Here is a 24,667-nt window from a genome sequence, read left to right on the forward strand (position 1 = left end):
ATCTCGGGAGTCCTTGTTTCCCTTCGGTGCGGCCGACTCAGAGGGGGATGCATGCATCAATGCGCATATCTACGTATGGGCATTTTTAAGTTTCTGATTCTGGATTCCTTGTTCGAGAGGACGTGCCGTGCGGAGTGGCGAGGCCCCGAGTACGCGAGGCATGGTCCGGCCGGTCGATACGCCGCTCCCCCGCCCGGCACCGGAGACCGGAACGACTCCCCCGCTGCGCTCCGACCTACTCGGCGGGTAGTTCGGAAAGCACTTTACGTAGGTAGTCCCGGCTCTCCCCCGGGGTGAGCGCAATAACGCTCAACTTGTTCATCACTGTCATATACACCTCGACGTCCGGCTTCTTCTCCAGGTAGTGCGAGGTGGTGAGTTGCTCCATGTAGACCATGTCCGGCAGCTCGGGCTCCGGAAACCGGAGAATACTGAACGAACCACCGGCCGCCGGATGGCCGCCCACCGAATAGGGCAGCACCTGGATCTTCACATTGGGCCGATCGGAGGCGGCGATGAGGTATTCGATCTGATCCCGCAACTCGGGATAGCCGTCGATCGGGCGGCGCAGGGCATTTTCGTCCACGACCGCCCATAGCGTCGGCGCCGCGGCACGGCTCAGGATGTCCTGGCGGCGCATCCGTATACCGACCCGGCGTTCGGTCTCGTCGTCGTTACCGAGCGTGATCACCGACCGGGCGTAGGATTCCGTCTGCAGCAGACCCGGCACGAATTGCGCCTCGTAGGTGCGGATCGTCGTCGCGGCCTGCTCCAGGCCGATATAGTTCTCGAACCAGTTCGGCAGCACATCGTTGAACGGCTGCCACCATCCCGGATCGTTCGCCTTCTTCATCAGATCCACATAGACGGTCAGCTTTTCCGGATCGTCGACCCCGTAGAGCTTCAGCAGGTCGAGTAGATCACGCTCCCGGAACCGGGTCCGGCCCAGCTCGAGCCGGCTGATCTTGGCATGGGAACCACGGATGTGGTCGCCGGCGTCCTCGCGGCTGATCCCGCACGCCTCCCGCAAACGGCGCAATCTGCTGCCGAGCGAGATACGTAACACGGTCGGCCCACGATCGGCCTCCGCCGTATCCGGGATATCGGAATCATCACGCTCGTGTGTCATGGTCGCCTCTGGCCAGTTCGTGCTGTGCTGCATCGTACGGCGCCCGCCACCGCCGAACCGCACCGGTCGGCAGGCAATCCTACTATCCGGTAAGCGCATATTCCGGTAACGCGCCCGCTCCGAGCGGGACCGGCACCTGCGCGGCTATCGGCTGCCGCGAACGTGCGGATCGAATCCTACAGTGCCGCATACCCGTAGCATCTTCCTGTTTGCACGCGGTATCAGGTTTCCTTGCGTAAACTCCCCCACGACACGACGTCCGGCTTCACCTGTACCGCGACGACCCGGGAGACGACACCGATGAGGGCATCGGCAGCAGGAGCGAGTACCACTGGAGTTGTTTCCAGCATAGCGCGTGTCCGTGCGGCCCGGGGACACGAACCGGCCGCACCGCCCGGCGGCGGCAACCCCCTCGCGAACCGGTGCGATCGAACCGAGGCCGCGCGTAAAGCCTTGGCCGCCAACGTTTCCCCCCGCCACCGGCGGATGTTCTCATCCGGCCGGATCGGGCGCCGCCCGATAGGGTGGTCCGCAGTCAACCGGAACCGGCCGTTCCTGCCGAGGCAGCCCGCTTCCACCGTACGTTCCGACGAACAGGATCCGGCCGCGAGCATCTTCCACCGACCGCCGCACGCAGTGCCGCACCACGGGCCGCCCTGCGGGCCCTTCCGTGCGGTGGGTGTCCGGCCCCCTTTCCCGTCACCGCACCATCCGGCGTGCCCAGAACGAGCACCAGTACCAGTTGGAGGCCCCCAATGCCCGACACAGTCACCACCACCGAGATCCGCACGAAACTCTCCGAAGTCCTCGGTCACTCCAGTATCGACCTGGCGACATCCAAGGACGGCGTCAACTGGGCCACGAGCGCCTTCTTCGCCAACCTCGACGACGACCTCTTCCGCCTCACCCTCATCCTGGAGAACAGCGGCCGGACCCTGGAGCAACTCAAGGCCAACCCCAATGTGGGTGTGAAGGTGGTGCCCGGCGGAATAGCGGATCCCTTCGCCCAGGGCCTGGGCACGGTCACCCTGCGCGAGGGGGCCGACCAGGACGAGACCTTCCGGGCACTGCTGCGCAAGGAACCACAGATCGAACCGTTCTTCGCCACACCGGTCACCGCGCTGGTGATCGATATCGACTGGTGGCGCGTCACGCATCTGGGCGGCGGCTGGCTGCCCGGCAAGGTCCTCGAGCGCAGTACGGACGCCTGAGGGGACGCCGCCGGGTCGACGGCATAACATCGCCCTGTTCGATTCGCAACGTAGAGAGAGGTATTCATGGCCGAACCGGCTCATCGGACAGGGGTTCGTGTCCCGGTCGGGGTGGACACCACCCGGCCCAGCATCGCCCGTGTCTACGACTACAGCCTCGGCGGCAAGGACAACTACGACGTCGACCGCGTCGCCTTCGATCAGGTCCTGCAGATCGCACCACGGCAGGGCGATGTCTCCCGGATGAACCGGCGCTGGCTCCACCGCGTGGTGCGGTATCTGGCCGGACCGGCCGCCATCGATCAATTCCTCGATATCGGCGCCGGTTTGCCGACGGTGGGCAACACCCATCAGATCGCGCAGCAGGAGAACCCCGAGGCCACGGTCGTCTATGTCGACAACGATCCGGTGTGCAACGCACACGGCCGGGTGCTTCTGGAACAGAACGAGAACACCCATTTCGTCTCCGGCGATCTCCTCGAGGAGAACACGCTGCTGGAGAACAAGAACGTGCTGCAGTACCTGGATATGGACCGGCCGATCGCGGTGATCCTGTGCGGGCTGCTGCATCACGTCGACGACGATCTCGAACCGGCGCGGGTCATGCGCGAATACATCTCCCGGCTGCCCGCGGGCTCGTATGTCGCGATCACCAACTTCTGGGACCCGGCCGACGAGAACCCGGAACTGCACGATCTGGCCGAGCGCTTGGAGCGGGCGTTCACGGAAATGGGGCTGGGTTCGGGGTGGTACCGCACCCGCGCCCAGCAACTCGAGTACTTCGACGGCCTGGAGATCATCGCGCCCGGCCTCGTGGAACTCGAGGACTGGTGGCCGGCCGGACCGGCGACCCGGCCGCGGCTTCCGGAGGAAAAGGTGATCATCGGCGGCGTCGGATACAAACGCCCCGTGGAAAGAGTCCGATTGCACAGTGTGGACGGAAACGGCTGAATCGCCTCGTTGTCCGGTGGTGCACGGCGCCGGGTTTCCACCCGGCGACCGCCACGATCGGGCAACAACGAACCCACTTGAGGCACAGTTGTTTTCCCAAACAGGACAGCTCGGCCCGATATCGTGCCGAGCGCGCCTATCCGGGTTAGGCTCGGCCCACTCCGACGACGCGAACCATTCTCTCGCGCAGTTCGATCGGCGCCGATTGCTCGCTCCGGCACCGCGTTCTACGCTTTGGTGACCCGACTCATATTTCCAGCCAGTTTTTCTTTCGCGCAGAGAGAAGGTCGAGATGGCCGAACCGGCGTACCGGACCGGCGTTCGCAAACCGGTCGGCGTGGACACCACCCGGGCCAGTATCGCCCGTGTCTACGACTACAGCCTCGGTGGCAAGGACAACTACGACGTCGACCGCGCCGCCTACGCCGCGATCCTCGAGGTCGCGCCCCGGCAGGGCGATGTATCGATCATGAACCGGCGCTGGTTGCACCGGGTCACCCGGCATCTGGCGGGCAGCGCCGGTATCGACCAATTTCTCGATATCGGCGCCGGACTGCCCACTGTCGCCAATACCCACGAGATCGCCCAGCAGCAGAACCCGGACGCCCGGGTCGTCTATGTCGACAATGATCCGGTATGCAACGCACACGGCCGGGTGCTGCTGGAACAGAACGAGAACACCCATTTCGTGCCCGCCGATCTCCTGGAGGGCAAAACCCTGCTGCGCAATACCGACGTGACCCGTTATCTGGATATGGAGCGGCCGATCGGGCTCATCCTGTGCGGGCTGCTCCACCATGTCGACGACGAGCTCGACCCGGTCGGAATCATGCACAGATATGTGGACCTGCTGCCGCCGGGGTCCTATCTCGCGATCAGCCATTTCCACGATCCGGGCCCGGCCGATCCACAGCAGCACGCGCTCGCCAAAGAGCTCGAACGCCGTTTCACCGAAAAGGGTCTGGGCTCGGGCTGGTATCGCACCACCGAGCAGATCCTCGAATACTTCTGCGGCCTCGAACTCATCGAACCGGGCCTCGTCCAACTCGACGACTGGTGGCCCGCCGGCCCGCCGCTGCGGCCCCGATATCCCGAAGAGCAGGTCATGGTCGGTGGTGTCGCCTACAAGCCGGCCGACGACAGCACCGACCACCGGAATCGACCCGGGTAACGGTTACCCGTTGACGTGGCGGAACGCGGCCAGAATTCCGGCCGGTATCCGGCCGCGCGTCGACACCTCGTGTCCGTTGCGCAGCGCCCATTCCCGGATCACCTTCGCCGAGGCCGACCGCACCGGCCGTTCCCGTTTCATCCGCGCGGCCCGACCGGCCTTGCGGGCGAACGGGGTCCACTTACCGAAGACTGCGCGCAATTCCCCCGCGTTGGCTTCGGTCAGGTCGATCTCGTACGTCACGCCCTCGAACGCGAACACCACAGTTTCGGCCGCGGGTGATTCGCCGTCGAGGTCATCGATCAAACTGATGACGACCTTGCGCGCCATGGGCTTGCTCCTCCGATCACCGATTACCTTGCCAGATATGACATCAGCTACCCCGCGGCTGTGCGAATGACCGGGCTTGCCCGCAACGCCGGCACAGCGACCTCGTCCGGGGGATGTGAGCATACCGCTCCGGTTGCGGCCGCCGACGCCGGGGCGCGATCGATCCACCCGGGTTACCGTGCGGGGCCGAACGAGAGGACGAACCATGGGCGCACACCAGGCCGATCTGCCCGAGACCGTCGAATACCGGTTACCGCACCTGTCGATGACGGCACTCGCCTGGGGCGATCCCGGGGCCCGGCTCGCCCTGTGCCTGCACGGCTTTCCCGACAGCGCCTGGACCTGGCGTCATCTCGGCCCCGCTTTCGCCGCCCGCGGTTTCCGCGTGGTCGCGCCCTTCACCCGGGGTTACGCGCCGACCGCGGTGCCGGAGGACAGCGACTACCATCTGGGAGCGCTCGCCTACGACGCGATCGCACTGTATCGCGCACTCGGCGCCCCCGCGGACGCGGTACTCATCGGTCACGACTGGGGCGCATTGACCACGAATACCATTTCGGCGCAACCGGATTGCCCGTTCCCCCGGGTCGCGTCGCTGGCGGTACCGCCGGTTCCGGCCATGCGCCCACGCCGGGACGCCGGGGTGAGCGCGTATCTGCGGCAGCTACGGTTCAGCTGGTACATCCTGTTCAACCAGTTACCGGGGATCTCCGAACGCTCGCTCGACCGGCTGATCCCCCGGCTGTGGCACGACTGGTCGCCGGGGTACGGGGCCGAGACGGATATCGCCCATACCCTGACCGCGCTGCCGACCGCCGCGCATCGGACCGCGGCGCTGTCCTACTACCGCGCCTTCGTCCGGATCGCCGGAAAGCCGTCCGCTCGCTACGCCGGCCTCCACCGGCACTGGGCCGACGCGCCGCGCGTGCCCATGCTGTATCTGCACGGCGGCGCCGACACCACCCTGCATCCGGCATTCACGGCCGGGGTGGCCGAGGTCTTGGCACCGGCGGGTGGAAGGACCGTGACCGTGACCGGCGCCGGACATTTCCTGCACCTGGAACAGCCCGCACGAGTGGCACAGTTACTGCTCGACTTCTTCGCGGACGACACGGCTCGCGAAGTCTGACTCGGCGTTTCGGGCCGAGAGCGTGATCTTTTCGCCCCGGGCCCGCCGTAGCGCCCTACTCGGGTGCGATGCGACCACTCGCTCCGCTATGTTTCCGGTCACAGACGAGATATTCCCGCTTCCGCAACTATTACGGGTACCCATATGATCGCGCGGTGGCAAATGAGTCGGAGACGAGCACTCTCATCGAGCACTTCGTGCTCGCCGTCTGCGACCCCGGACGGTGGCAGGGCGTCGACCGGCTCGCCGAACTCGACCTGACCCTCTCGCAGGCCCGGGTGCTGTTCACTGTTGTCCGACGCCACGAGCCACAACCGATCCACACCATCGCGGGCGAACTCGGCCTGTCGATGACCGCCGCCGGCCGCAATGTCGACCGGCTGGTACGCCTCGGTCTGCTCACCAGGCAGGAGAGCCCCACCGACCGCCGGGTCAAGCTCGTCGGTCCCACCGAACACGGGCAACGGCTCGCCTGGGATCAGATCGCCGTCCACCGCGCGACGATCGATACGGTCGTCCACCGCTTGCCCGAGGCTTTACGGGAGGACCTCGAACGGGTCCTCACCGCCGTGCTCGAGTCCGGGGCCATACACAACGTCGTGGCGTGCCCCCCCGCATCGTCAGGAGACAATTCGTGAACGCAAGCCCAGCCCCCGCGACCGACGCGGGGGCTCCGGACAGAATCGACGCATCGGTCCTGAAACTGGCCGGTGTCGTGGTTCTCGGCGCCATCATGTCCATTCTGGACATCACGGTGGTGAACGTCGCCATGCCGACGTTCCAAACCGAATTCGACGTCGCCAACTACTCCACGGTGGCCTGGACGGTCACCGCCTACACGCTCGCGCTCGCCACCGTCATCCCGCTCACCGGCTGGGCCGCCGACCGTTTCGGCACCAAACGGCTCTACATGACCGCCCTGGTGCTGTTCACCGCCGGTTCGGTACTGTGCGCGCTGTCCTGGAACATCGGCGCGCTCATCGGATTCCGGGTGATCCAGGGCCTGGGCGGCGGCATGCTCATGCCGCTGGGTATGACCATCATGACCAAGGCCGCGGGACCGGAGCGGATGGGCCGGTTGATGGCCATCCTGGGTGTGCCCATGCTGCTCGGCCCGATCCTGGGCCCGATCCTGGGTGGCTGGCTCATCGAGGACGCGTCCTGGCACTGGATCTTCCTGATCAACCTGCCGCTCGGTGTGATCGCACTCGGCTACGCCTGGTTCATCCTGCCCAAGGACGAGCCGCAGGCCGGTGAAGCCTTCGATTTCGTGGGCATGCTGATGCTGTCGCCGGGTCTCGCGCTGTTCCTGTACGGCATCTCCTCCATCCCGGAGGAGGGCACCGTCGCCACACCGAAGGTGTGGGCGACCATGCTGGTCGGCGGAGCGCTGGTGGTCGCGTTCGTGTTCTACTCGTTCAAACCCAAGAATCCGCTGCTGGATCTACGGCTGTTCCAGAATCGCGACCTGACCGTCGCCACCGTCACGATGTTCCTGTTCTCCGCGTCGTTCTTCGGCGGACTGCTGCTGATCCCCACCTACTTCCAGCAGGTGCGGGGCGAGAGCGCGCTGCTGGCCGGACTGCTGGTGGCGCCGCAGGGTATCGGATCGCTGCTCACCATGCCGATCGCCGGCATGCTGGTGGACAAATTGCCGGTCGGCCGGGTGGTTCCGGTGGGTCTGGCGGTTCTCACCGCGACCATGTTCGGGCTCACCCAGATCGAGGCCGACAGCTCCTACTTCTATGTGCTCGGCGTGCTGTTCGTCATGGGTCTCGGTATGGGTCTCACGATGATGCCGCTGATGACGGCCGCCCTGCGCACGCTGAACGAGGCACAGGTCGCGCGCGGTTCCACTCTGTTGAACATCATCCAGCAGATCGCCAGCTCGGTGGGTGTCGCGGTGATCTCGGTGGTGCTGACCAACCGGATGCAGAACTCCGAGGCCGTGTCGGCGGGGCAGGCGATGATGGAGGCCCAGCGGACCGGCGAACAGCCCGATCCGTCGGTGCTGCAGTACATCGCGAGCCTCGGCGACAAGTTCGAAACCGTCATGCTCGGGGAGATGTCGGACGCCTACGCCGGCACCTTCTGGGTGGCGTTCGCGCTGTGCCTGGTCACCCTCGGCTTCTCCGTCCTGCTTCCGCGTAAGGCAAGCGCGGTGGCGAAGTCCGATTCCGATACGCCGGCCCCGGTGCTCATGCACTGATCTCCCGGCACTCCGGACCCACACCGCCCGCCCGAACCACCCCGGTTCAGGCGGGCGGTTGCGTTTTCCGGAACCAGTCGAGAATCCGCGGAAGCGCCTCCCGGACGGTGGCACCGTGGTCGATATCGCCGAGGTCGATCAGTTCGGCGGAGGCGCCCAGTTCGGCTTTCGTACAGCGCAGCGAATTCTCGAAGGGGACACTGCGGTCTCCAGATGCCGCGAACAGACCAACCGGCACCTTCGCGGTCCAGTCGCAGACGGTATCGCTGTCGGCCATGGCCTGCAGTGCGGCGCCGGTGGGGTTGCGTGCCAGTTCCAGGTATTGCGGGGTCAGCAATTTTTGTGGGGTATCCGGGAGGCCCGAGGCTACGGCCAGCACATCGTGGTGCCCGTCGAAAAGCCCGTCGATCCGCTGCGCGTAGGGCTGCTGGAACGCATCGGCGGGATCGTCGTAGAGGTGGTAGATCCGATTCATCGCGGTGATCCAATAGCCCAGGTACAGCACCGCTTGCCGGCCCTCCACCCGGCCGTCCAGCGCGGCCGGGGCCTGGACCTCCTGGACAGCGTAGGCACCGCTGACCGCGGCGACCGCGGCCGGGGCGAAACCCTCGACCGCGCCGCTGTTGAGCTCCCGGCCGAGTGCCAGGGCGGCCTGGGCGCCCTGGGAGAACCCGGTCACCAGAACGTTCGGATCCAGGTCACGGCCCTGGTCGGCAAGCAGCGAACGGGCGGCCAGGAGCAGATCCGCCGAGGCGGAGGCCTCGGTGGGGGCATGGGCGTAGGGATGGAAACCGGGGCCCTCCCCGAGACCCAGATAGTCCGGGGCGACCGCGGCGTAACCGGCGGCGGCGAACTGGACGGTGCGGGCACGTTCGGTCTCGCCGTCCGCCGAGGGCGCTTCGTCGCGGCGCACCGTGGTTCCGTGCGCGTAGGAGACCAGACGCAACCGCTGCACGCTGGTATCCGGGGCCACCACCAGGCCGCTGGCGGTGGTGGGCGTTCCGTCGGCCGCGACGGTTTCGTACACGACCCGGTGGGCGCGGACACCGTTCGCCCCGGTCACCGGATATCGCCATTCGGCGAGATAGTCACCGGTCTCGGCGGCGGTCATCTCGAAGACCGGCGCCACCGAGACGACGCTGCCGCGCCCGGGCCGGTCCGCGTCGTCGTGCGCGCCGCCGCACGCGGCCGCGAAAAGGCACAGCGCACTCACCATCGATACAAGCGCCCGGCGCATCGTCACTGTCGTTCTCCCGGCTGTGGTCCCGACCCGATCGGGCCTCACCGTAGCCGATCACCCGGTGACCGGCCGCCAGGCGGCGCGAGCGTCGCCGGCCCACCGGCCCGCGGTGGCCGGGGTCGTGCGGGCGGGCGGAGGCGAAACAACTCCGGGACCACCGACGATGACAGGGACGTGAACCTCGAAGTACTACCGCCGGCCGAGCGGCGGGACATCGTGCGACGCCTGATCGCGCTCTGTCATATCGTCAACGATCTCGTCGAGATCACCGCAACCACGCCAGCCGACGGCGGGCCCGACCCGGACGCGCTCCACGAACACGCCCAGCAGATCCAGACCGTGGTCCGCGATATCGTGGTCGATCTGGTGGCCAACGGCCGGCAGTCGGACGCCGCCTGAGGAGAAGTCGCGCCGGCCCATCGCCGTTTCGCGGCGTGTTCCCAATGGTGGGCGCAGAATTAGACTGGGCTGATGGTCAAACCGAGCCCGTGGGGAGCGAGCGGCGGTGACGGCGACACTTCGTCGAGCACGGTTCGCACCGCGACACCACAGCCGGCCTCGTCCGCATCCGCCGGTGCCCGCGCGGAAGTCTGGGAACGACGCCGGACCCTTGCCCGGGCCGGACTGCGGCGGGTGGCCGAACAGGCCGAGGACATCCGCACCGCGCCGGCGATGACCGGCAAATGGGGATATGTGATCACCGCACTGGGCGGTGTCATCGTCTTCATCCTCATGTTCAAGCACTGGATGGTCGCGCACGGGCCGGACGGTATGGCCGGTGCGACCCCGTTCGGCCAGGTCGATTCCACCACTCGCTATTTGAGCGTCTGGTCCTCGCACGGCCCACCGCCCGCAGCCGACCTCACCGGCTCATGGGCAGTGGCCGCCAGCAGTATGATCGCCCTCACCATTGCGGCAATCGCGATCCATATCGCCACCAACTCAGAGCGTTTCGCGCGGATCGCCACCGGCGGTGCGGTCCTCACCGCTCTCTTGGTGATCGCGAACATGCTGTATCTGGCCGCCCGCCAGAAGCAGCTCAAGAACATGACGGGCCGCAGCTGGGATCTCGGTGGCCAGCTCGGTTCCTGGATCAACTGGGCGGTCAACGACGGCTCGAAACCGGTCGCGGGCCTGAACCAGGTGGAATACGTCGCCAGCAGTACGATCACCACCTCCGCCATCGCGGCGGTGATCATCGCGGTGGGTTCGGCGGTGATCGCGGTGGCGACCATGCCGCGGACCGCCACCGGGGCGCGGATGCCCTGGCGGGTCACCGTATCCCGGGAGACGGCGTCGAACTATACGGCCACCGGCTCCGAGCCCGAAGTGGGTCCCCGGACCGCTCCGGCGCCGGAACCCGCCGCCACGGCGTCCGCTCCGGCACCGAGTCCCGCCCCGGCTCCGGACGGCGGTCCCGAGCCGGCCGCGACCGCAGATCCCGGGCCCGCCAAGAGCTGACGCGAGTCCGGACGCCGGTCAGTCCCGCGCGACCCGCACCTCGACATCGATATTGCCGCGGATGGCATTGCTGTACGGGCACACCTGATGCGCCTTGTCGGCCAGCGCCTGAGCTTCGTCCGCGGGAAGGTGGGGAAACCTCGAGGACCACCGTCAGCCCGAAGCCGCCACCGTCGGTGCTCCCGATACCGACCTTGGCACCCACCGCCGAATCGTTCACATTCGCTTCGGCCTGGGAACCGACCAGGCGCAGCGCGGAATGGAAGCAGGCCGCGTAACCGGCGGCGAAGAGCAGTTCGGGGTTGGCTCCCCCGCGGCAGCGAATGCCGCGGAACTGTGCGCAGTGTAGTGTCGCGCGCGGTGCCGGATCAGTTGCGGCACAGGGGAAAGTTCTGAGTATCATCCGGCGGCCCCCAATCGGTTCGAGCGATCGCGAGGCATATGTTCCCTGACCAGACCTCCACCCATTACCCTGTCTCCCCCATCCCCGACGACGTCTACGGTCGTGGTGCGCCGATTCCCGCGCCCCGAGAACCCGACCTGGTGATCACCGCACTGCTGTGGTTCCTGCTCGCGACGCTGGCGATCGTCTCGGTGGCGATTTCACCCTGGTTCCTGCTCGCCACCGGGGTGTGCGAAGGGCGTGCGGACTGCAGCGCCGATCCGAGCACGGGGAACTGGATCATCGTCCTCGGCGGCTGCTTCGGTTTCCTGGTCGGCGCCGCCACCACCGTCAATGCCGCGCGCAGCGGGCGAGCACTGTACCCCGGCGCACTGCTCGGGCTGGCCCTGGTTCTCGCCGCCTGGCTGGCGGGTTCACTGCTGATGGGCTGAGCGGACTCCGGGCCGCGGGCACCGGGAAACGGTGCCCGCGGCCCGGCCGCTCACGATGACGCGGTCGCGAAGCGCTGATCGGTATAGCGGCGCAGGTTCGTCAGGAAGCGCCGGAACGCCAGATTCATCACCGGGGTGGCGAGGAAGGCGGTGAACCGGGCAGGGCCGGCCAGTCGCTGGGCCAGGGTCCAGGTGAGTCGGCAACCCTCGGGAGTCTCCACGATGCGGTAGTCCTCGGCGAACGCCGCCAGCGCACCGGTCGAGCTGCTGTTGAAGCGGAACGCCATCCGGGTGTTCGGCTCCCAGACCAGGAACTCCTCGTCGCCGACGATTCCGCCGCGCATATCGACCACCCGGGTGGTACCCACACCCCGGGGTTCGGGAGTGGTCCAGGTGACCTTGGTGATCACGCTCGCCCAGTGCGGCCAGGACTCGGCGTCGGCCAGCACCTCGAACAGCTGGGCCGGCGTGATGGCGAGGTCCACGCTGTTGCTGAAGCGCAAGGGAGCGTTATCGATGAATTCGAGACCGACGCGCTCACACGGATGCAGGGTGCTCATCGCCGGCCACCGCCGTTTCCGCCCACCTGTTTCCGGTCGTTCATGCGCACGATCCTCTCGTCGGTCGGTACAGCCACACTCCCGGCTGTACACCGATGGTTACACCTGTCCAGTCATCTGTCCATAGCGCTCGGTGCCCGGCCGGGCATTGGGACCGGACGCAGGAAACAACGGGCCGCTCTGGCCCGCTTCACAGAATCCAGCGGTTCGGCGGCGCCGCGCGCATCACGAGAATTAGCTTCCGGCGATGCCACACCCTCGCCGGCCGCGCCGTCCGGGGCGGGCCCTGCTCGTCACCGCCGCCATCGCCGCCCTCGTGCCCGTGACGCCCGGTCCGGGGACGGCCGCACCACCGGACCCGGATCGGCCCGGCGCCGTGGCCCCGGCGGCCGGGATCGTCGATAGCATGCCGCGCGGTGGGCGCGCGGTAGAACTCGCGGTGTACTCCGCCGCGATGAACCGGGTGGTCCGGGTGCGGGTACTGCCGCCCGCCGATCCCGCGGCACCGGCACCCACGCTGTACCTGCTCAACGGGATCACCGGCGGCGCGGACGGCGGAAACTGGTTCGAGCGCACCGATCTCACCGAGTTCTTCCGGGACGAACAGGTAACCGTGGTCAATCCGCTCGGCGGCGCGGGTAGCTACTTCACCGACTGGCGGGCCGATGACCCGGTACTCGGACGGCAACGGTGGACCACCTTCCTCACTCGCGAGCTCCCGCCCCTGATCGACGGCCGTTTCCGCGGCACCGGCGCCGCGGCGCTCGCCGGAATATCCATGGGGGCCGCCTCCGTGCTGCAGCTGGCACTCGCCGCGCCTGGCCACTTTCGGGCGCTGGGTTCCTACAGCGGCTGTGTCCGGACCAGCGATCCACAGGGCCGCGCCATCGTCGAGCTGGTGGTCCGCGCCGGCGGCGGAGACCCACGCAATATGTGGGGCCCGCCACAGGACCGCGCCTGGGCCGACAACGATCCGTTCCTGCATCCCGAGGCGCTGCGCGGGACTGCCCTTCACCTGTCCGCCGGGACCGGGGCCCCCGGGCCGCTGGACACCCTGGACGGGCCGGGTATCCACCGTGATCCCGGTAAGCTCGCCGACCAATTACTGGTCGGCGGACTACTGGAAACAGTGGCGGCGGGCTGCGCGGTACGACTGCGGAACAGGCTGCGTGAACTCGATATACCGGCGACCGTCACCCTGCGGCCCGGCGGCACTCATTCCTGGGGTTATTGGCAGCGCGACCTGCACGATTCCTGGCCGCTCTTTGCTGCGGCACTGCGTAGATGAGTTCCGCGGCCGAGGCCGGTAACCGGCATTCAAAACAGCTGGGTGACATCACAATCGAGCACCGGCGATGTTGTGCGGTGACGGAAGGATGTCAACAACCCGTTCCGGTCAGGGGCAACCGATCGGTAATGTCGGCCCCGATACCGAAGCGGACCGGAAATTTTCCGATTCTTCGGCATCTCAATCGCATTTCTATTGTATCCAGTAATTCCGGCGACGTTCGTGGCACGCAATCCTGCTTTCAGATCGCCCGGTGGGAAACCGCGGCTCACCCGGAATTCGGGAGGACATACAGATGTCGGACATTGCCATCGTCGAGATCGGGTGCCGCTTCGGTGGAGGCACCGACTCCCCGGAATCGGCCGAGCTGATCCTGACGACCGATCCGGCCGCCGGGTCCGCGGCGGCGCTGCGCGCCGCGAACGGCAACAGCGCGGCCGAATCCGCTACCGCGCCGGGCGGCGGCGAGAACGGAACGAGCGGAAACGGTCATACCGCGTACCGGACCGGCAGCGGTGGCATCCCGGCACCGGCCAGGGTGCCGGCGAACGGGGCCGGGGACGCACGTCCGGAAGGGTCCACCGGAGACGTCCTGGTCGCCGAGGAGGCCCGGTCGTGACCGCCGGTACCGCAGCCGCCCGGACCGTCCCCGGCCCGGGGGCCTGGGCGGCGTTCGCCGGCTGCCTGCTGTCGGTGTTCATGCAGATGATCGACGTGACGATCGTCAATACCGCCCTGCCGGCCATCACCGCGGATCTGCGGGCGTCCTCGGCGCAGCAGTTGCTCATCGTGTCCGGGTACTCGCTGGCCTTCGCCTGCACCCTGCTGCCGGCCGCCCGGGCCGGTGCGCTGACCGGGCGCCGCCCGATGTTCCTCGCCGCGGTCGTGGCGTTCACCGCGGCGTCGGTCTGGTGCGGGACCGCCGACAGCGCAAACGAACTCGTCGCGGCCCGCGTCGCGCAGGGAGTGGCGGGGGCCGGAATGGCGGCACAGACCATCGCGATACTCACCGCCCTCTTCCCGCGGGATCTGCACACCCGGGTATTCGCGCTCTACGGCGCCACCTCCGGCTTCGCGGGGCTGCTCGGCCCGATCCTGGGCGGCACCCTGGTAACCGCCGACCCGGGCGGCTTCGGCTGGCACAGCATCTTCCTGATGAACCTGCCGCTGGGCATCCTGACCCTCACCTTGGCCTGGCGATTCCTGCGCCTGGGCACCCCACGGCAGCGGGCATCGCTGGACCTCACCGGTGTGGTCCTCTCCGCCGCGACCCTGTTCGGCCTGCTCTACGCCCTCTCGGAAATCCATCTGCGCGGGTGGAAACCGGTGCCGTGCCTGATCATCGCGGCCGCGATGGCGCTGGGTGCGGTCACACTGCGGCACGAACGCAAGGTGGCCCGCCGCGGCGCCGGTCCGCTGCTGCGCCTGGACCTGTTCGGCGACCGCGGCTTCGCGATCGGATCCGTCGTGGTCACCGGATTCTTCGGACTGTTCACCGCATTCGTCTTCGCCATCTCCATCACCCTGCAGGATGTTCTGGACTTCTCCCCCTTGCGCACCGGAATCGCCATGACTCCATTCGCCCTCGGCGCCGGGGCGGGTGCCCTGCTGTCGCCGCTACTGGTTCAGCGCTGGGGGGTTCGCGCACCGGCGGGCGGACTGGCGCTGTTCGCGGTGTGGGTGACGATCGGCGTCGCGTACGTGAATATCGTCGACGGCCGGGTGAGCATGCTGCTGTGCGCCGCACCGGTTGTCCTGTGTGGTTTCGGCGCCGGGGTGTTCGCGGTGCCGCTGCAGCCGATCATGCTGTCCGGGTTGGACGACGGGCAGCTGGCCGAGGCCTCCGGCGTGCTGCCCACCATCGAACAGATCGGCAACGGAGTCGGTCTCGCGCTGCTGTCCGCAGTGTTCTTCCGCGCGCACACCTTGGGCGGCAGCACCGTCATGCTGTCGGCGATCGCGGTGGTGGCCCTGGTCCTGGCCGCGGTCACGCTGGCGCTGCCCTACCCGGCACCGACGCCGGACCGCTCGGAACCGGCGCCCGCGCCGGCGGTGAACTGAGGAACGAGAAATGGTCGATTTCGGTCTCCTCGACGGCGCCGGCCCGAGCTCCGGTGCGGCGCGTGATGCCGGTACGGGCGTACGGTGCTGATGACCCCGACCGCAGCGAACCGGGGCACCGAGACCCGAAAGCGAGCGCGATGTCCTCCCCTGCAACGGTCGCCGGCCGAACCTGTGTCGTCACCGGTTCGGCCTCCGGGATCGGAGCCGCGACCGCGGCACTGCTGCGCGAGCGCGGTGCGACGGTACTCGGCTGCGATATCGACGATGCCGAAATCCGGGCCGACCTGTCCGTACCCGCCGGACGACGCGCGCTGATCGAGCAGGTCGGCGAGCGCCACTGGCTCTGACGGCACGGAGCGGACACCGGATCGCCACGCCGGGCACCGGGCCGTAGGCGCGCTGATCGGCCGGGCCACCGGTTACCGGGGCAGGCCCGCCAGATCGGCCATCACCGCCATCTGGTGGTCGAAATATGCCGCACGGTCCTCGATCACAGTGTCCAGGCGGCCGAAAACCTCGAAGCCGATCAGTCCGAACAGCTGGGTCCAGCCGGCCAGTACCCGGGCCAGCCGTTCCTCCGGTATCTCTCGCGGATACTGTTCGATCAGGCGGCACAGGTCGCCGCGGACAGTCTCGGGGGTCGCCTCCGCAATGGGCTCGAGGTGCTCGGATCCGTCGATGACGATATCGGCGAGAAGTAACACCACACGCGCCGCGGGTGCCACCGTCTCCACCGGGGCCGCATAACCGGGCACCGGATTCCCGTAGAGCAGACCGTATTCGGCCGGATGGGCGAGCGCCCATCCCCGGACCGCCCGGCAGGTCCGCATCCAGCGCTCCCGTAATTCGTCGCGCGCGCACCCGGCCTCGGCGGCGGCGGCCGTGGCCGCCAGGTCCTCGTAGGCATCGGTGATCAGTGCGGTCAGCAGCGCGTCGCGACTCGGGAAGTAGCGGTACAGGGCCGATGCGACGATACCGACGTCCCGAGCCACGCCGCGCAGGGAGAGGTTCGCTCCCTCCCGCGCGATATGGGCACGCGCCACCTCTTTGATCTCCCGGACCATCTCCGACCGGACTCGGGCACGCAGCGAGGGAGCGGACATGGGTGCAGTATGCCACGACCGAGAACGACAGTCCATTACGAGAACAGTGTTCTTGACCGACAGCGCTCGATCCTCTACTCTCGAAACAAACGAGAACAGTGTTCTCCATAGCGAAAGGTATTGCGCCATGCCACTTCACGTTGTCGTGGGAGCGGGTCCCGTCGGCTCGTCCGTTGCGCGGCTACTGGCGGGCCGGGGCGAACAGGTACGGCTGATCACCCGAAGCGGCAGTGGGCCCGATCAGGACGGGATCCAGCGGATCGCGGCCGATGCCACCGACGCCCCCGCGCTCGCCGGCCACGCGCGTGACGCCGTCGCGCTGTACAGCTGCGCCGGCCCGGCGTACCACCGTTGGGTGCGCGAATGGCCACCGCTCGGCGCGGCCCTGATCCGGGCCGCGGAGCTCACCGGGGCGGTCCTCGTGAGTACCGGCAATCTCTACGGCTACGGCCCCGTCGACGGTCCGATGACCGAACAACTCCCGCTGCGGCCCACCTCGGTCAAGGGCCGGGTACGGGCCGAGGTGTGGACCGCCGCGCTCGCGGCCCATGAGGCCGGCCGGATCCGCACCGCCGAGGTGCGCGGGTCCGATTATCTCGGCGCCGGGACGATTTCACCGTTCAGCGTCATGGTGCTACCGAAGGTGATGGCCGGCCGCACCGCGTCGATACCGGCCGATCCGGATGCCCCGCACAGCTGGACCCAGGTATCGGACGTGGCGAAGCTACTGGTGGCCGTCGCCGCCGAGGAGAAGGCGTGGGGCCGGCCGTGGCATGTGCCGACCGCGCCCCCGCTGTCGGTCCGCGCACTCGCCGAACGCACCGCGGAGCTGGCCGGTGCACCGCGAGCACGCGTCCGAGTCATGCCCGGTGCCCTGCTCCGGCTGGCGGGCCTGGTCGAACCCGCGGCGCGGGAGATGGTCGAGGTCCAGTACCAGCTCCGCGCACCGTTCGTGCTCGATTCCACCGCCGCCACCGAGGCTTTCGGGTTCGGACCGGCCCCGATCGACACGGCGCTGCGCGAAATGATCACCGGCGTGCGCACACCGGTGGGCTGAGTGAGGGCCCGCAGCTACGCTTCCGCCGTCCGCGCACGGCCGGGACCGGTGGGATACGCCGACGGACTCACCGCGGTCCGGAGCGATCCCGGAACGTGGCTTCCAGTTCGGCGAGAGTGGCCCGCAATTCGGCCGGCTCGTTATACTTGAAGATCCCGTCGTCACCGGATTCGGCCCGGATGGCCGCCGCTACGGCGGGGTCGTGGTACAGCTGGGCCAGGACCAGCAGCGTCGGGTCGCCCTTGCCCTCGGCGCGGGCGGCGAAGATATTGATGTACTGGGTCAGTTCCGGACGCTGCGGATCGTCGGTGTAGATGACATCATCGGCGGTGAACTCGGCCGGTACGGCGAACGTATCGTCCACGAAGGCGGCGTCCACGCTGTCCAGGGACTGCGCGGTCAGGGTCGGATCGATCGGGGTCAGCCGCACCACGCCGGCGTCGCGGTCCGCACCACAGGCGGGCAGGAGCGCGGCCAGCGCGAGCAGGACCGGAACAACGGCGAAACGACGCAGACCTCGCATTGTGCGCAAACCAGGCGGTCGCGTCCGGTTCCGGCCAGAATTTCGTTCAGCACAATCCCAACCGTTGCCGGGCCCGCGCACCCGCCGCTTGGATGGTCGAGTCCATACGGCCACGAGCATTCGGGAGCAGGCGTTGAAATTCCCACGGGTACTGGCGATACCGGCGTTGACCATCGCTGCGGCACTCGCCCTCACCGGCTGCGGCGGTAATGCCGGCTCCGACGATGTGGTGCGTATCGGGACCACCGAGAGCGATCCGGCGTGGGACGTGTTCGAGCAGAAAGCCCAGGATGCGGGGATCACCCTCCAGATCACGAACTACTCCGACTACTCCCAGCCCAATATCGCCCTCGCGCAGGGGCAGATCGACGTCAATCTCTTCCAGCACCTGCAGTTCCTCGGCGAATACAATGTCGCCAACAATGCGGACCTGACCCCGATCGGGGCCACCCAGATCGTTCCACTGGGCCTGTACTCGAAGAAGCACAAGTCGGTGGCCGATATCCCCGCCGGCGGCGAGATCGCCATTCCCAACGACCCCTCCAATCAGGCACGCGCCCTGTTCGTTCTGGAGGCCGCGGGCCTGGTGAAACTGTCCTCGGACACCCTGGCGCCCTCCCCCGCCGATATCGACCGAGGTGCGTCCAAGGTGAAGGTGACCCCGGTCGACGCGGCGCAGACCGCGCTGTCGCTGGCCTCGGTGGACGGTTCCGTCATCAACAACACCTACCTGGAACGGTCCGGTGTCGATCCGCTCTCGGCCCTGTACAAGGACGATCCGTCCAGCCCGGGCGCCGAACCGTACATCAACGCGTTCGTCACCCGCGCCGAGGACAAGGCGGACCCGACCTATCAGCGACTGGTCGAGATCTGGCACGATGCCGAGGTCCAACAGGCCCTCGCCGAATCTTCCAAGGGCACCTCGGTCGAGGTCCGGCGCAGCGGCCCGGAGCTGGAGCCGATTCTGCAGCGGGTGCAGCAGACGATCCGCGACGGCAAGTGAGCGACACCTCGACCGGCTCGGAGTCCGCGGTCCCCGCGGTCGAATTCCGTGCGGTGACCAAGGTCTTCCGCACCGGCAAGCGCGAGGATACGGCACTGTCCGATATCGATCTCCGGATCGAAAAGGGCGAGATCTTCGGCGTGATCGGCTACTCCGGAGCCGGTAAGAGCACCCTCGTACGGCTCATCAACGCCCTGGAGAAACCCACCAGCGGCACCATCGAGATCTCCGGCACCCCGATCACCGGGGTCCCGGAGGCACGGGTGCGGCAGATCCGCCGCGATATCGGCATGGTCTTCCAGCAGTTCAACCTGTTCCGCTCCCGGACGGCGGCCGGGAATGTCGAGTACCCGCTGAAGGTCGCGGGCTGGCCGCGCGCGAAACGCAAGGAGCGCCTCGCCGAACTGCTCGACTTCGTCGGACTGTCCGACAAGGCCCGCAGCTACCCGGACCAGCTCTCGGGTGGGCAGAAGCAACGGGTGGGTATCGCGCGAGCGCTGGCCACCTCGCCGTCGCTGTTGCTGGCGGACGAGGCCACCTCGGCACTGGACCCGGAAACCACCGGTGAGGTGCTGCGCCTGCTGCGCAAGATCAATACCGAACTGGGGGTGACCATCGTGGTGATCACCCATGAGATGGATGTCATCCGGGCGGTCGCCGATCGGGTCGCCGTGCTGGCAGAAGGCCGGATCGTGGAACTGGCGAAGACCTTCGACGTGTTCGCCACTCCGCAGTCGGCCCCCACCCGCTCGTTCGTCGATACGGTGCTGCACAACCGCCCCGCCCCCGCGGAACTGCGCCGCCTCGACGAACTGCACCGTGGCCGGCTGGTCACGGTCGATATCGACGACGCGCGGGGTATCGGCCCCACTCTCGCCACCGCCGCCCGGGCCGGGGTGGGCTTCGAGGTGGTGTACGGCGGAGTGAGCACTCTGCAGGACAAGACCTTCGGCAGTATCACCCTCGCACTCGACGGCCCGGACGAGGCCGTCGAGAAGGTGATCGCCCAACTGGACCAGCGGTAGCGAGGACCGATATGCAGACCGATTGGGACAAACTGCGGCCGATCCTCACCGAGGCCGTCGGCACCACCATCTATCTCGTGCTGCTCACCTTCGTGGTGGGCGGCCTCGTCGGGCTCTTCCTGGGCACCGCGCTCTACACCACCCGCAAGGGCGGGCTGCTGGCCAACAGCCCGATCAACTGGGTGCTCAATGTGCTGGTCAATGTCGTGCGCCCGATTCCGTTCATCATCCTGCTGGCCGCGCTGGGCCCGGTCACGCTCGAAGTGGTGGGTACCACCATCGGCACCGAAGCGGCGGCCTTCGTGATGATCGTGGCCGCCTCCTTCGGCATCGCCCGGATCGTGGAACAGAACCTGGTCACGGTGGATCCCGGGGTGATCGAGGCGGCGCGCGCCATGGGCGCGGGACCACTGCGGATCATCCTGACGCTGCTCATTCCCGAAGCATTGGGCCCGCTGATCCTCGGCTACACCTTCGTCATCATCGCCATCGTGGACATGTCCGCCATGGCGGGCACGGTCGGTGGCGGCGGGCTCGGCGATTTCGCCCTGGTGTACGGATACCAGCGGTTCGACTGGGAGGTCACGCTGGTGGCAACCCTCATCATCATCGCCGGGGTACAGGGTATCCAGTTCCTCGGCAACTGGACCGCCCGCAAGGTCCTGCGCCGCTGACCGCCGAGAACAGGCCGGTGCGCGAAGGTCCTGGCTCGGCGGCGGACCGGCTGCGCACCGGCCGGAATCTCCTCGACGGTCTCGTCGACGGTGAGATCCGACATTTCGATCCAGGCCCCCACCCGCGGTGTCGTCTCGCGCAGCACGGTGTCGAGCACGGAAACGGTGAACGCTACATAGGCGTTCTCGGCCCGGCCCGCTTCCCGCGCGGCCACCGCCTCGGGCGGCGGCACCAGCACGACGACATAGCGCGGATCGGTCGCACCGGCGACGCCTTGTCGTCTGTCTTCCGGACGGGATGTCGAGCCCGCCCCGGTGCCGGCACCGTTATTCGGCAGCGCATCCTGCGTGACTACGCGATCGCCGCGGGCTTCACCACGGTGCGGGTGCTGCCGCTCGAGGATTTCGGTTTCTGGCGCTTCTACCGACGCGATCGAGGCGGCCGGCGAGCGGTGTTCACCGGGGCAGCGGGATCCGCATCTCGACGGTCGTGCCGCTGGCGGAGATGATGACCTCCACCTCCGGAACCAGCGCGCGGATGATGGCCATCCCGCGCCCCCGGACCGGGTCCGGGCCGGGGTCGGGACTCTTCCAGCGGCCGTGATCGGCCACCGTGATGTGCAGGCCGCCGGCCTCACGCTCGAAGCGCAACCGGATGGTGCCGCCGTCACCGCGGTGGCCGTGCTCGACCGCGTTCGCGCAGGCCTCCCCCACGGCGAGCAGCACGTCATAGGCCTGATCTTCGCCGAGCGGGCAGTGCGCCAGCCACTCCTGTGTCCGGTGCCTGACCTCGGCCAGCCGGTCGGCTTTCGCCGGAAACTGCAACTCCCATCGGGTCGGCGGACTGTCCAGCCCGGACGGGCGGGTCGTCGTCACCTGATCGCCTCCTGTAGGTCTCGCCGGACGGACGGCGTAGGCGGTACCGGGTCCGTGGCGTTCGGCTTGCTGTCCTGTCGGGACTCTGTGCTCACTGCTAGCCATACCCATTCGTCCCCGGGGCATTCGAGCGGTCCCGCGGATGGTTCCGGGACCCGTGCCCGGTTGCCCGATGCGTTGTGGATCACGCCCGGTGATCACCCTTACGCCCGGCTCAAACGTGGCATGGATTACGCATTCGACGGCCCGGCCGGCGCCGGTGACTAGTATTTCGCGATCGGGTAGATTTCGTTACGAAGATCTGTGCCGGCCCCGGTCGCGTCCGCGCGGCGGGGCCTCGATACTGCAGAGGTGGAAAAGTGACGAAGTGCGAGCCGGAGGAGCGGCGATGAGCGGCGACAGCGCGCCCCGACTGCTCGATGTAGCGGTGCGGGCGAATGACGGAACCGCGATCGTCACGGTCCAGGGCGAGGTCGATATGGCTTCGGCGCCCCAATTGCAGGCCGCTCTCGAAGATGCCCAGCGCGGCGGGGACCCACTGGTCGTGGATATGTCGGAGGTCGGTTTCCTCGGGTCGGCCGGTTTGAGCGTGCTGCTCGTGATCTCCGAGGCGGCCGCGCCCGGTGCGGGCCTGCGCGTGGTCGTATCCGACGCCGTCCGCCGGCCCATCGAACTCACCGGTCTCGACAAGCTGCTGTCGGTGCACGAATCGCTGGCGGACGCGCTCGCCGCGGGGGTGAACCCCGCGGCGTCCTGAGCTGCGGCCGGCTGCCCCGTGGCTAACGAGCGCGGGGCAGCCGGACCACCTGGACGAAGAAGTCGTCGATCTGCTTGATCGCCGCCACGAACTGGTCGAGATCGACCGGTTTGGTGACATAGGCGTTGGCGTGCAGTTTGTAGCTGCGCAGGATGTCCTCTTCGGCGGCGGAGGTCGTCAGGACGACCACCGGGATATGCGACAGGTCGGAATCGGCCTTGATCTTCTCCAGCACTTGCCGGCCGTCGTATTTCGGCAGATTCAGGTCGAGCAGAATCAGATCGGGACGGGGGGCGTCGGCATAGGGGCCGGCGCGGTACAGGAAGTCCAGCGCCTCCTGCCCGTCGTGGGCCACGTGCAGCGTGTTCCCGATCTTGTTGTCCTCGAAGGCCTCCCTGGTCATCAACTCGTCGCCCGGGTCGTCCTCGACGAGGAGGATATCGATCGGCTGGCCGGGGTCGGTCATACGGTTTCTCCTTCGGGTACGGGTACGGTCGCGGCAGCGGGCGCTACCGGGTCCTCGGCACCGGGCTCGGCCTCGACGGTGCGGAGGGTGAAGCAGATCCGGGTTCCGACCGTGTTCTCGGTGTCGAGCCAGATGGTTCCGCCGTGGAATTCGACGATCTTCTTGCAGACCGCCAGACCGATACCGGTGCCGCTGTATTCGTCGCGGGCGTGCAGCCGCTGGAAGATGACGAATACCTTCTCCGCGAATTCGGGTGCGACGCCGATACCGTTGTCGGTGACCGAGAACAGCCGCAGCGCCGGATCATCGGCGTAGGCCGCGGCCTCGATGCGGACGACCGGCGCGTGGTCGGGCCGCCGGAATTTGACCGCGTTGCTGATCAGGTTCTGCCACAGCATGGTCAGCAGGGTCGGCTCGCCCATGATCTCGGGAAGATCGTCCGGCCGCTCGACCACGGCGTCGGCCTCCTCGAGGGCGCCCGACAGATTGGTGAGTGCTTTGTCCAGCGGTTCACCGAGCCGCACCGGCTGCGCACCCTCGCTGACCCGGCCCACCCGGGAGAAGGTGAGCAGATCGTTGATGAGCACCTGCATCCGTTTGGCGCCGTCGACGGCGAAGTCGATGTACTGCTTACCGCGCTCGTCGAGCTGGGCACCGTAGCGTTTCTCCAGCAGCTGGCAGAACGAGGCGACCTTGCGCAGCGGCTCCTGCAGATCGTGGGAGGCGACATAGGCGAACTGCTCCAGCTCGGCGTTGGACCGGCGCAGTTCGTCCGCTTGCAGATCCAGCTCGGCCTTCTGCTGCCGCAGCAGGGTGCTCTGCGACTGCGTGGAACCCAATTCGGTGACGATCCGGGTCCGCATATCCTCCACGGCCGCGGCGACCTGCACGATATCGGCCGGTCCGCGGGCGTCGATGTGATGGTCGAACTCGCCGTCGGCCACCCGCAGCGACGATTCGGTGAGCGCCGCCAGTGGGCGCACCACGAGCCTGCGCAGCAGAACGGTCAGCACGGTTCCGGTCAGCAGGAAGACCAGGACCATCCCGGTCAGTACCACGTCACGAATGGTGCGCGCGTGTTCCAGCGCCCGGTTGTCCGCGGCGACCGCGGCGGCCAGCCCTTCGTTCTGCACCGTGAACGCGGCACGCAATTGATCGAAGACGCCCTTGGCGCGCACAGCTGTCGTCGCGGCCAGTGCCCGGGCCTTCTCCGGTGATGTGGTGGCCGCGAGCGGACCGGCGTATTCGGTGCGCCACTGTTGCACCCCGCGTTCGATCACATCGAGGTCGGCGATCAGTTCGGGCCGGTCGGACAGCAGTTCACGCAGCCGCGCGACGGCGCGCTCCTGCTCCCGCGAGCCCTCGATGTAGGGCTCGAGGAACTGGGGGTCGGCGGCGATCGCGTAACCGCGTAGACCGGTTTCCTGGTTGATCAACGCACTCTGCAGCCGGTACGCCTCCGCGGAAGCGGGCAGAGCCTGCCGGGCCAGCCGGTCGGTGACCTTGTTGGTGTTGGAGATGACCTGCGCGCCCGCCACCGCGCCGATCAGTACCACCAGGATCATCAATGCGAAGACCAGCTGGAACCACGCCTGCGCGGTCAGTC

27 protein-coding genes and 1 pseudogene are annotated in these 24,667 nt (G+C 67.7%); 18 read left to right on the top strand and 10 right to left on the bottom strand.

All coding sequences use genetic code 11. The features are described from left to right. Positions 1-235: 235 nt before the first annotated feature. Positions 236-1,129, bottom strand: a complete 894-nt coding sequence (locus tag IG75_RS0105230) for a helix-turn-helix domain-containing protein (RefSeq protein ID WP_030520008.1) — start codon at positions 1,127-1,129, stop codon at positions 236-238. 755 nt (positions 1,130-1,884) lie between these two features. On the opposite strand from IG75_RS0105230, the gene IG75_RS0105235 reads away from it, so the two are divergent. From IG75_RS0105235 to IG75_RS0105245, 3 genes are all read left to right on the top strand, one after another. Beyond that, the gene (locus tag IG75_RS0105235) at positions 1,885-2,340 is read left to right on the top strand and encodes a hypothetical protein (RefSeq protein WP_051714222.1); all 456 of its coding nucleotides are present in this window, start codon (positions 1,885-1,887) and stop codon (positions 2,338-2,340) included. Positions 2,341-2,406: 66 nt separating this feature from the next. Then, positions 2,407-3,291: an SAM-dependent methyltransferase gene (locus IG75_RS0105240; protein ID WP_051714224.1), complete on the top strand. Its 885-nt coding sequence runs from the start codon at positions 2,407-2,409 to the stop codon at positions 3,289-3,291. A gap of 292 nt (positions 3,292-3,583) precedes the next feature. Beyond that, complete coding sequence (locus tag IG75_RS0105245; protein ID WP_051714226.1) at positions 3,584-4,462, top strand: SAM-dependent methyltransferase; 879 nt, start codon at positions 3,584-3,586, stop codon at positions 4,460-4,462. Positions 4,463-4,465: 3 nt separating this feature from the next. Here the strand turns inward: IG75_RS0105245 and IG75_RS0105250 are convergent, their stop codons facing one another. Beyond that, a complete protein-coding gene (locus IG75_RS0105250; RefSeq protein WP_030520012.1) occupies positions 4,466-4,792 on the bottom strand; it encodes a histone-like nucleoid-structuring protein Lsr2 in 327 nt (108 codons plus the stop codon). A 205-nt stretch (positions 4,793-4,997) separates the two neighbouring features. Between IG75_RS0105250 and IG75_RS0105255 the strand changes: the two genes are divergently transcribed. The 3 genes from IG75_RS0105255 (at position 4,998) to IG75_RS0105265 (ending at position 8,130) form a co-directional block, all read left to right on the top strand. Continuing rightward, positions 4,998-5,921, top strand: coding sequence for an alpha/beta fold hydrolase (locus IG75_RS0105255; RefSeq protein WP_030520013.1), 924 nt, complete (start codon positions 4,998-5,000; stop codon positions 5,919-5,921). Between the two features lie 155 nt (positions 5,922-6,076). Then, complete coding sequence (locus IG75_RS36065) at positions 6,077-6,559, top strand: MarR family winged helix-turn-helix transcriptional regulator (RefSeq protein WP_162183775.1); 483 nt, start codon at positions 6,077-6,079, stop codon at positions 6,557-6,559. Next, positions 6,556-8,130: a DHA2 family efflux MFS transporter permease subunit gene (locus IG75_RS0105265; protein ID WP_051714229.1), complete on the top strand. Its 1,575-nt coding sequence runs from the start codon at positions 6,556-6,558 to the stop codon at positions 8,128-8,130. The genes IG75_RS36065 and IG75_RS0105265 overlap by 4 nt, the downstream gene beginning before the upstream one ends. Positions 8,131-8,176: 46 nt before the next feature. On the opposite strand, the gene IG75_RS0105270 is transcribed toward IG75_RS0105265, so the two are convergent. Then, positions 8,177-9,373 (bottom strand): hypothetical protein, encoded by a 1,197-nt coding sequence (locus tag IG75_RS0105270; protein WP_036512183.1) that lies wholly within the window; start codon positions 9,371-9,373, stop codon positions 8,177-8,179. A gap of 171 nt (positions 9,374-9,544) precedes the next feature. On the opposite strand from IG75_RS0105270, the gene IG75_RS0105275 reads away from it, so the two are divergent. Together IG75_RS0105275 and IG75_RS0105280 are read left to right on the top strand one after the other, a co-directional pair. Further along, positions 9,545-9,769 (top strand): hypothetical protein, encoded by a 225-nt coding sequence (locus tag IG75_RS0105275; protein WP_030520017.1) that lies wholly within the window; start codon positions 9,545-9,547, stop codon positions 9,767-9,769. A gap of 72 nt (positions 9,770-9,841) precedes the next feature. Next, positions 9,842-10,831, top strand: a complete 990-nt coding sequence (locus tag IG75_RS0105280) for a hypothetical protein (RefSeq protein WP_156058647.1) — start codon at positions 9,842-9,844, stop codon at positions 10,829-10,831. 18 nt (positions 10,832-10,849) lie between these two features. On the opposite strand, the pseudogene IG75_RS38080 reads toward IG75_RS0105280, so the two are convergent. Beyond that, positions 10,850-11,141, bottom strand: a pseudogene (locus IG75_RS38080) (Ohr family peroxiredoxin); the annotation flags it as partial. 131 nt (positions 11,142-11,272) lie between these two features. Between IG75_RS38080 and IG75_RS0105290 the strand changes: the two are divergent. Next, a complete protein-coding gene (locus IG75_RS0105290; protein ID WP_030520019.1) occupies positions 11,273-11,665 on the top strand; it encodes a hypothetical protein in 393 nt (130 codons plus the stop codon). A gap of 50 nt (positions 11,666-11,715) precedes the next feature. Here IG75_RS0105290 and IG75_RS0105295 read toward each other — a convergent pair whose 3' ends face one another. After that, positions 11,716-12,216, bottom strand: a complete 501-nt coding sequence (locus IG75_RS0105295) for an SRPBCC family protein (protein WP_030520020.1) — start codon at positions 12,214-12,216, stop codon at positions 11,716-11,718. Between the two features lie 256 nt (positions 12,217-12,472). Between IG75_RS0105295 and IG75_RS0105300 the strand changes: the two genes are divergently transcribed. The 4 genes from IG75_RS0105300 (at position 12,473) to IG75_RS38085 (ending at position 15,924) form a co-directional block, all read left to right on the top strand. After that, complete coding sequence (locus IG75_RS0105300; protein WP_051714231.1) at positions 12,473-13,513, top strand: alpha/beta hydrolase; 1,041 nt, start codon at positions 12,473-12,475, stop codon at positions 13,511-13,513. Positions 13,514-13,808: 295 nt separating this feature from the next. After that, positions 13,809-14,132, top strand: a complete 324-nt coding sequence (locus IG75_RS0105305; RefSeq protein WP_030520022.1) for a hypothetical protein — start codon at positions 13,809-13,811, stop codon at positions 14,130-14,132. Then, complete coding sequence (locus IG75_RS0105310) at positions 14,129-15,574, top strand: MFS transporter (protein WP_051714232.1); 1,446 nt, start codon at positions 14,129-14,131, stop codon at positions 15,572-15,574. The genes IG75_RS0105305 and IG75_RS0105310 overlap by 4 nt, the downstream gene beginning before the upstream one ends. Before the next feature lie 140 nt (positions 15,575-15,714). After that, entirely contained in the window at positions 15,715-15,924 is a 210-nt protein-coding gene (locus IG75_RS38085; protein ID WP_305781591.1) for a Rossmann-fold NAD(P)-binding domain-containing protein, read from the top strand. Between the two features lie 72 nt (positions 15,925-15,996). Here IG75_RS38085 and IG75_RS0105320 read toward each other — a convergent pair whose 3' ends face one another. Then, positions 15,997-16,680: a TetR/AcrR family transcriptional regulator gene (locus tag IG75_RS0105320; protein WP_030520025.1), complete on the bottom strand. Its 684-nt coding sequence runs from the start codon at positions 16,678-16,680 to the stop codon at positions 15,997-15,999. A gap of 127 nt (positions 16,681-16,807) precedes the next feature. Between IG75_RS0105320 and IG75_RS0105325 the strand changes: the two genes are divergently transcribed. Beyond that, positions 16,808-17,737, top strand: a complete 930-nt coding sequence (locus IG75_RS0105325; RefSeq protein ID WP_030520026.1) for an NAD-dependent epimerase/dehydratase family protein — start codon at positions 16,808-16,810, stop codon at positions 17,735-17,737. 67 nt (positions 17,738-17,804) lie between these two features. Here the strand turns inward: IG75_RS0105325 and IG75_RS38090 are convergent, their stop codons facing one another. Further along, entirely contained in the window at positions 17,805-18,260 is a 456-nt protein-coding gene (locus IG75_RS38090) for a MetQ/NlpA family ABC transporter substrate-binding protein (RefSeq protein ID WP_030520027.1), read from the bottom strand. 133 nt (positions 18,261-18,393) lie between these two features. On the opposite strand from IG75_RS38090, the gene IG75_RS0105335 reads away from it, so the two are divergent. From IG75_RS0105335 to IG75_RS0105345, 3 genes are read left to right on the top strand one after another with little or no spacing between them, the layout of a single operon-like run. Then, complete coding sequence (locus IG75_RS0105335; protein ID WP_030520028.1) at positions 18,394-19,263, top strand: MetQ/NlpA family ABC transporter substrate-binding protein; 870 nt, start codon at positions 18,394-18,396, stop codon at positions 19,261-19,263. Next, positions 19,260-20,288, top strand: coding sequence for a methionine ABC transporter ATP-binding protein (locus IG75_RS0105340; RefSeq protein WP_051714233.1), 1,029 nt, complete (start codon positions 19,260-19,262; stop codon positions 20,286-20,288). Before IG75_RS0105335 ends, IG75_RS0105340 begins: the two co-directional genes overlap by 4 nt. A gap of 11 nt (positions 20,289-20,299) precedes the next feature. Next, the gene (locus tag IG75_RS0105345; RefSeq protein ID WP_030520030.1) at positions 20,300-20,962 is read left to right on the top strand and encodes a methionine ABC transporter permease; all 663 of its coding nucleotides are present in this window, start codon (positions 20,300-20,302) and stop codon (positions 20,960-20,962) included. A gap of 456 nt (positions 20,963-21,418) precedes the next feature. On the opposite strand, the gene IG75_RS0105350 is transcribed toward IG75_RS0105345, so the two are convergent. Then, positions 21,419-21,838: an ATP-binding protein gene (locus IG75_RS0105350; RefSeq protein WP_030520031.1), complete on the bottom strand. Its 420-nt coding sequence runs from the start codon at positions 21,836-21,838 to the stop codon at positions 21,419-21,421. A 388-nt stretch (positions 21,839-22,226) separates the two neighbouring features. On the opposite strand from IG75_RS0105350, the gene IG75_RS0105355 reads away from it, so the two are divergent. Next, positions 22,227-22,595, top strand: a complete 369-nt coding sequence (locus IG75_RS0105355) for an STAS domain-containing protein (protein WP_051714236.1) — start codon at positions 22,227-22,229, stop codon at positions 22,593-22,595. A gap of 22 nt (positions 22,596-22,617) precedes the next feature. On the opposite strand, the gene IG75_RS0105360 is transcribed toward IG75_RS0105355, so the two are convergent. Both IG75_RS0105360 and IG75_RS0105365 read right to left on the bottom strand, forming a co-directional pair. After that, the gene (locus IG75_RS0105360; RefSeq protein ID WP_030520033.1) at positions 22,618-23,061 is read right to left on the bottom strand and encodes a response regulator; all 444 of its coding nucleotides are present in this window, start codon (positions 23,059-23,061) and stop codon (positions 22,618-22,620) included. Next, a complete protein-coding gene (locus IG75_RS0105365) occupies positions 23,058-24,626 on the bottom strand; it encodes a sensor histidine kinase (RefSeq protein WP_081876737.1) in 1,569 nt (522 codons plus the stop codon). Before IG75_RS0105365 ends, IG75_RS0105360 begins: the two co-directional genes overlap by 4 nt. Positions 24,627-24,667: the final 41 nt, after the last annotated feature.

Origin of the sequence: Nocardia rhamnosiphila NBRC 108938 (genome assembly GCF_000720425.1) — a bacterium.
In the GTDB taxonomy this organism is placed as follows: Bacteria; Actinomycetota; Actinomycetes; order Mycobacteriales; family Mycobacteriaceae; genus Nocardia; species Nocardia rhamnosiphila.

Coding starts and splice junctions, on each gene's coding strand:
- IG75_RS0105320 (WP_030520025.1), bottom strand. CDS start 16,680: ATGTCCGCTCCCTCGCTGCGTGCCCGAGTCCGGTCGGAGATGGTCCGG.
- IG75_RS0105245 (WP_051714226.1), top strand. CDS start 3,584: ATGGCCGAACCGGCGTACCGGACCGGCGTTCGCAAACCGGTCGGCGTG.
- IG75_RS0105365 (WP_081876737.1), bottom strand. CDS start 24,626: ATGATCCTGGTGGTACTGATCGGCGCGGTGGCGGGCGCGCAGGTCATC.
- IG75_RS0105305 (WP_030520022.1), top strand. CDS start 13,809: ATGTCGGACATTGCCATCGTCGAGATCGGGTGCCGCTTCGGTGGAGGC.
- IG75_RS0105360 (WP_030520033.1), bottom strand. CDS start 23,061: ATGACCGACCCCGGCCAGCCGATCGATATCCTCCTCGTCGAGGACGAC.
- IG75_RS38090 (WP_030520027.1), bottom strand. CDS start 18,260: ATGCGAGGTCTGCGTCGTTTCGCCGTTGTTCCGGTCCTGCTCGCGCTG.
- IG75_RS0105280 (WP_156058647.1), top strand. CDS start 9,842: ATGGTCAAACCGAGCCCGTGGGGAGCGAGCGGCGGTGACGGCGACACT.
- IG75_RS0105300 (WP_051714231.1), top strand. CDS start 12,473: ATGCCACACCCTCGCCGGCCGCGCCGTCCGGGGCGGGCCCTGCTCGTC.
- IG75_RS0105235 (WP_051714222.1), top strand. CDS start 1,885: ATGCCCGACACAGTCACCACCACCGAGATCCGCACGAAACTCTCCGAA.
- IG75_RS0105240 (WP_051714224.1), top strand. CDS start 2,407: ATGGCCGAACCGGCTCATCGGACAGGGGTTCGTGTCCCGGTCGGGGTG.
- IG75_RS0105355 (WP_051714236.1), top strand. CDS start 22,227: ATGAGCGGCGACAGCGCGCCCCGACTGCTCGATGTAGCGGTGCGGGCG.
- IG75_RS0105255 (WP_030520013.1), top strand. CDS start 4,998: ATGGGCGCACACCAGGCCGATCTGCCCGAGACCGTCGAATACCGGTTA.
- IG75_RS0105230 (WP_030520008.1), bottom strand. CDS start 1,129: ATGACACACGAGCGTGATGATTCCGATATCCCGGATACGGCGGAGGCC.
- IG75_RS0105290 (WP_030520019.1), top strand. CDS start 11,273: ATGTTCCCTGACCAGACCTCCACCCATTACCCTGTCTCCCCCATCCCC.
- IG75_RS0105325 (WP_030520026.1), top strand. CDS start 16,808: ATGCCACTTCACGTTGTCGTGGGAGCGGGTCCCGTCGGCTCGTCCGTT.
- IG75_RS0105250 (WP_030520012.1), bottom strand. CDS start 4,792: ATGGCGCGCAAGGTCGTCATCAGTTTGATCGATGACCTCGACGGCGAA.
- IG75_RS38085 (WP_305781591.1), top strand. CDS start 15,715: ATGTCCTCCCCTGCAACGGTCGCCGGCCGAACCTGTGTCGTCACCGGT.
- IG75_RS0105345 (WP_030520030.1), top strand. CDS start 20,300: ATGCAGACCGATTGGGACAAACTGCGGCCGATCCTCACCGAGGCCGTC.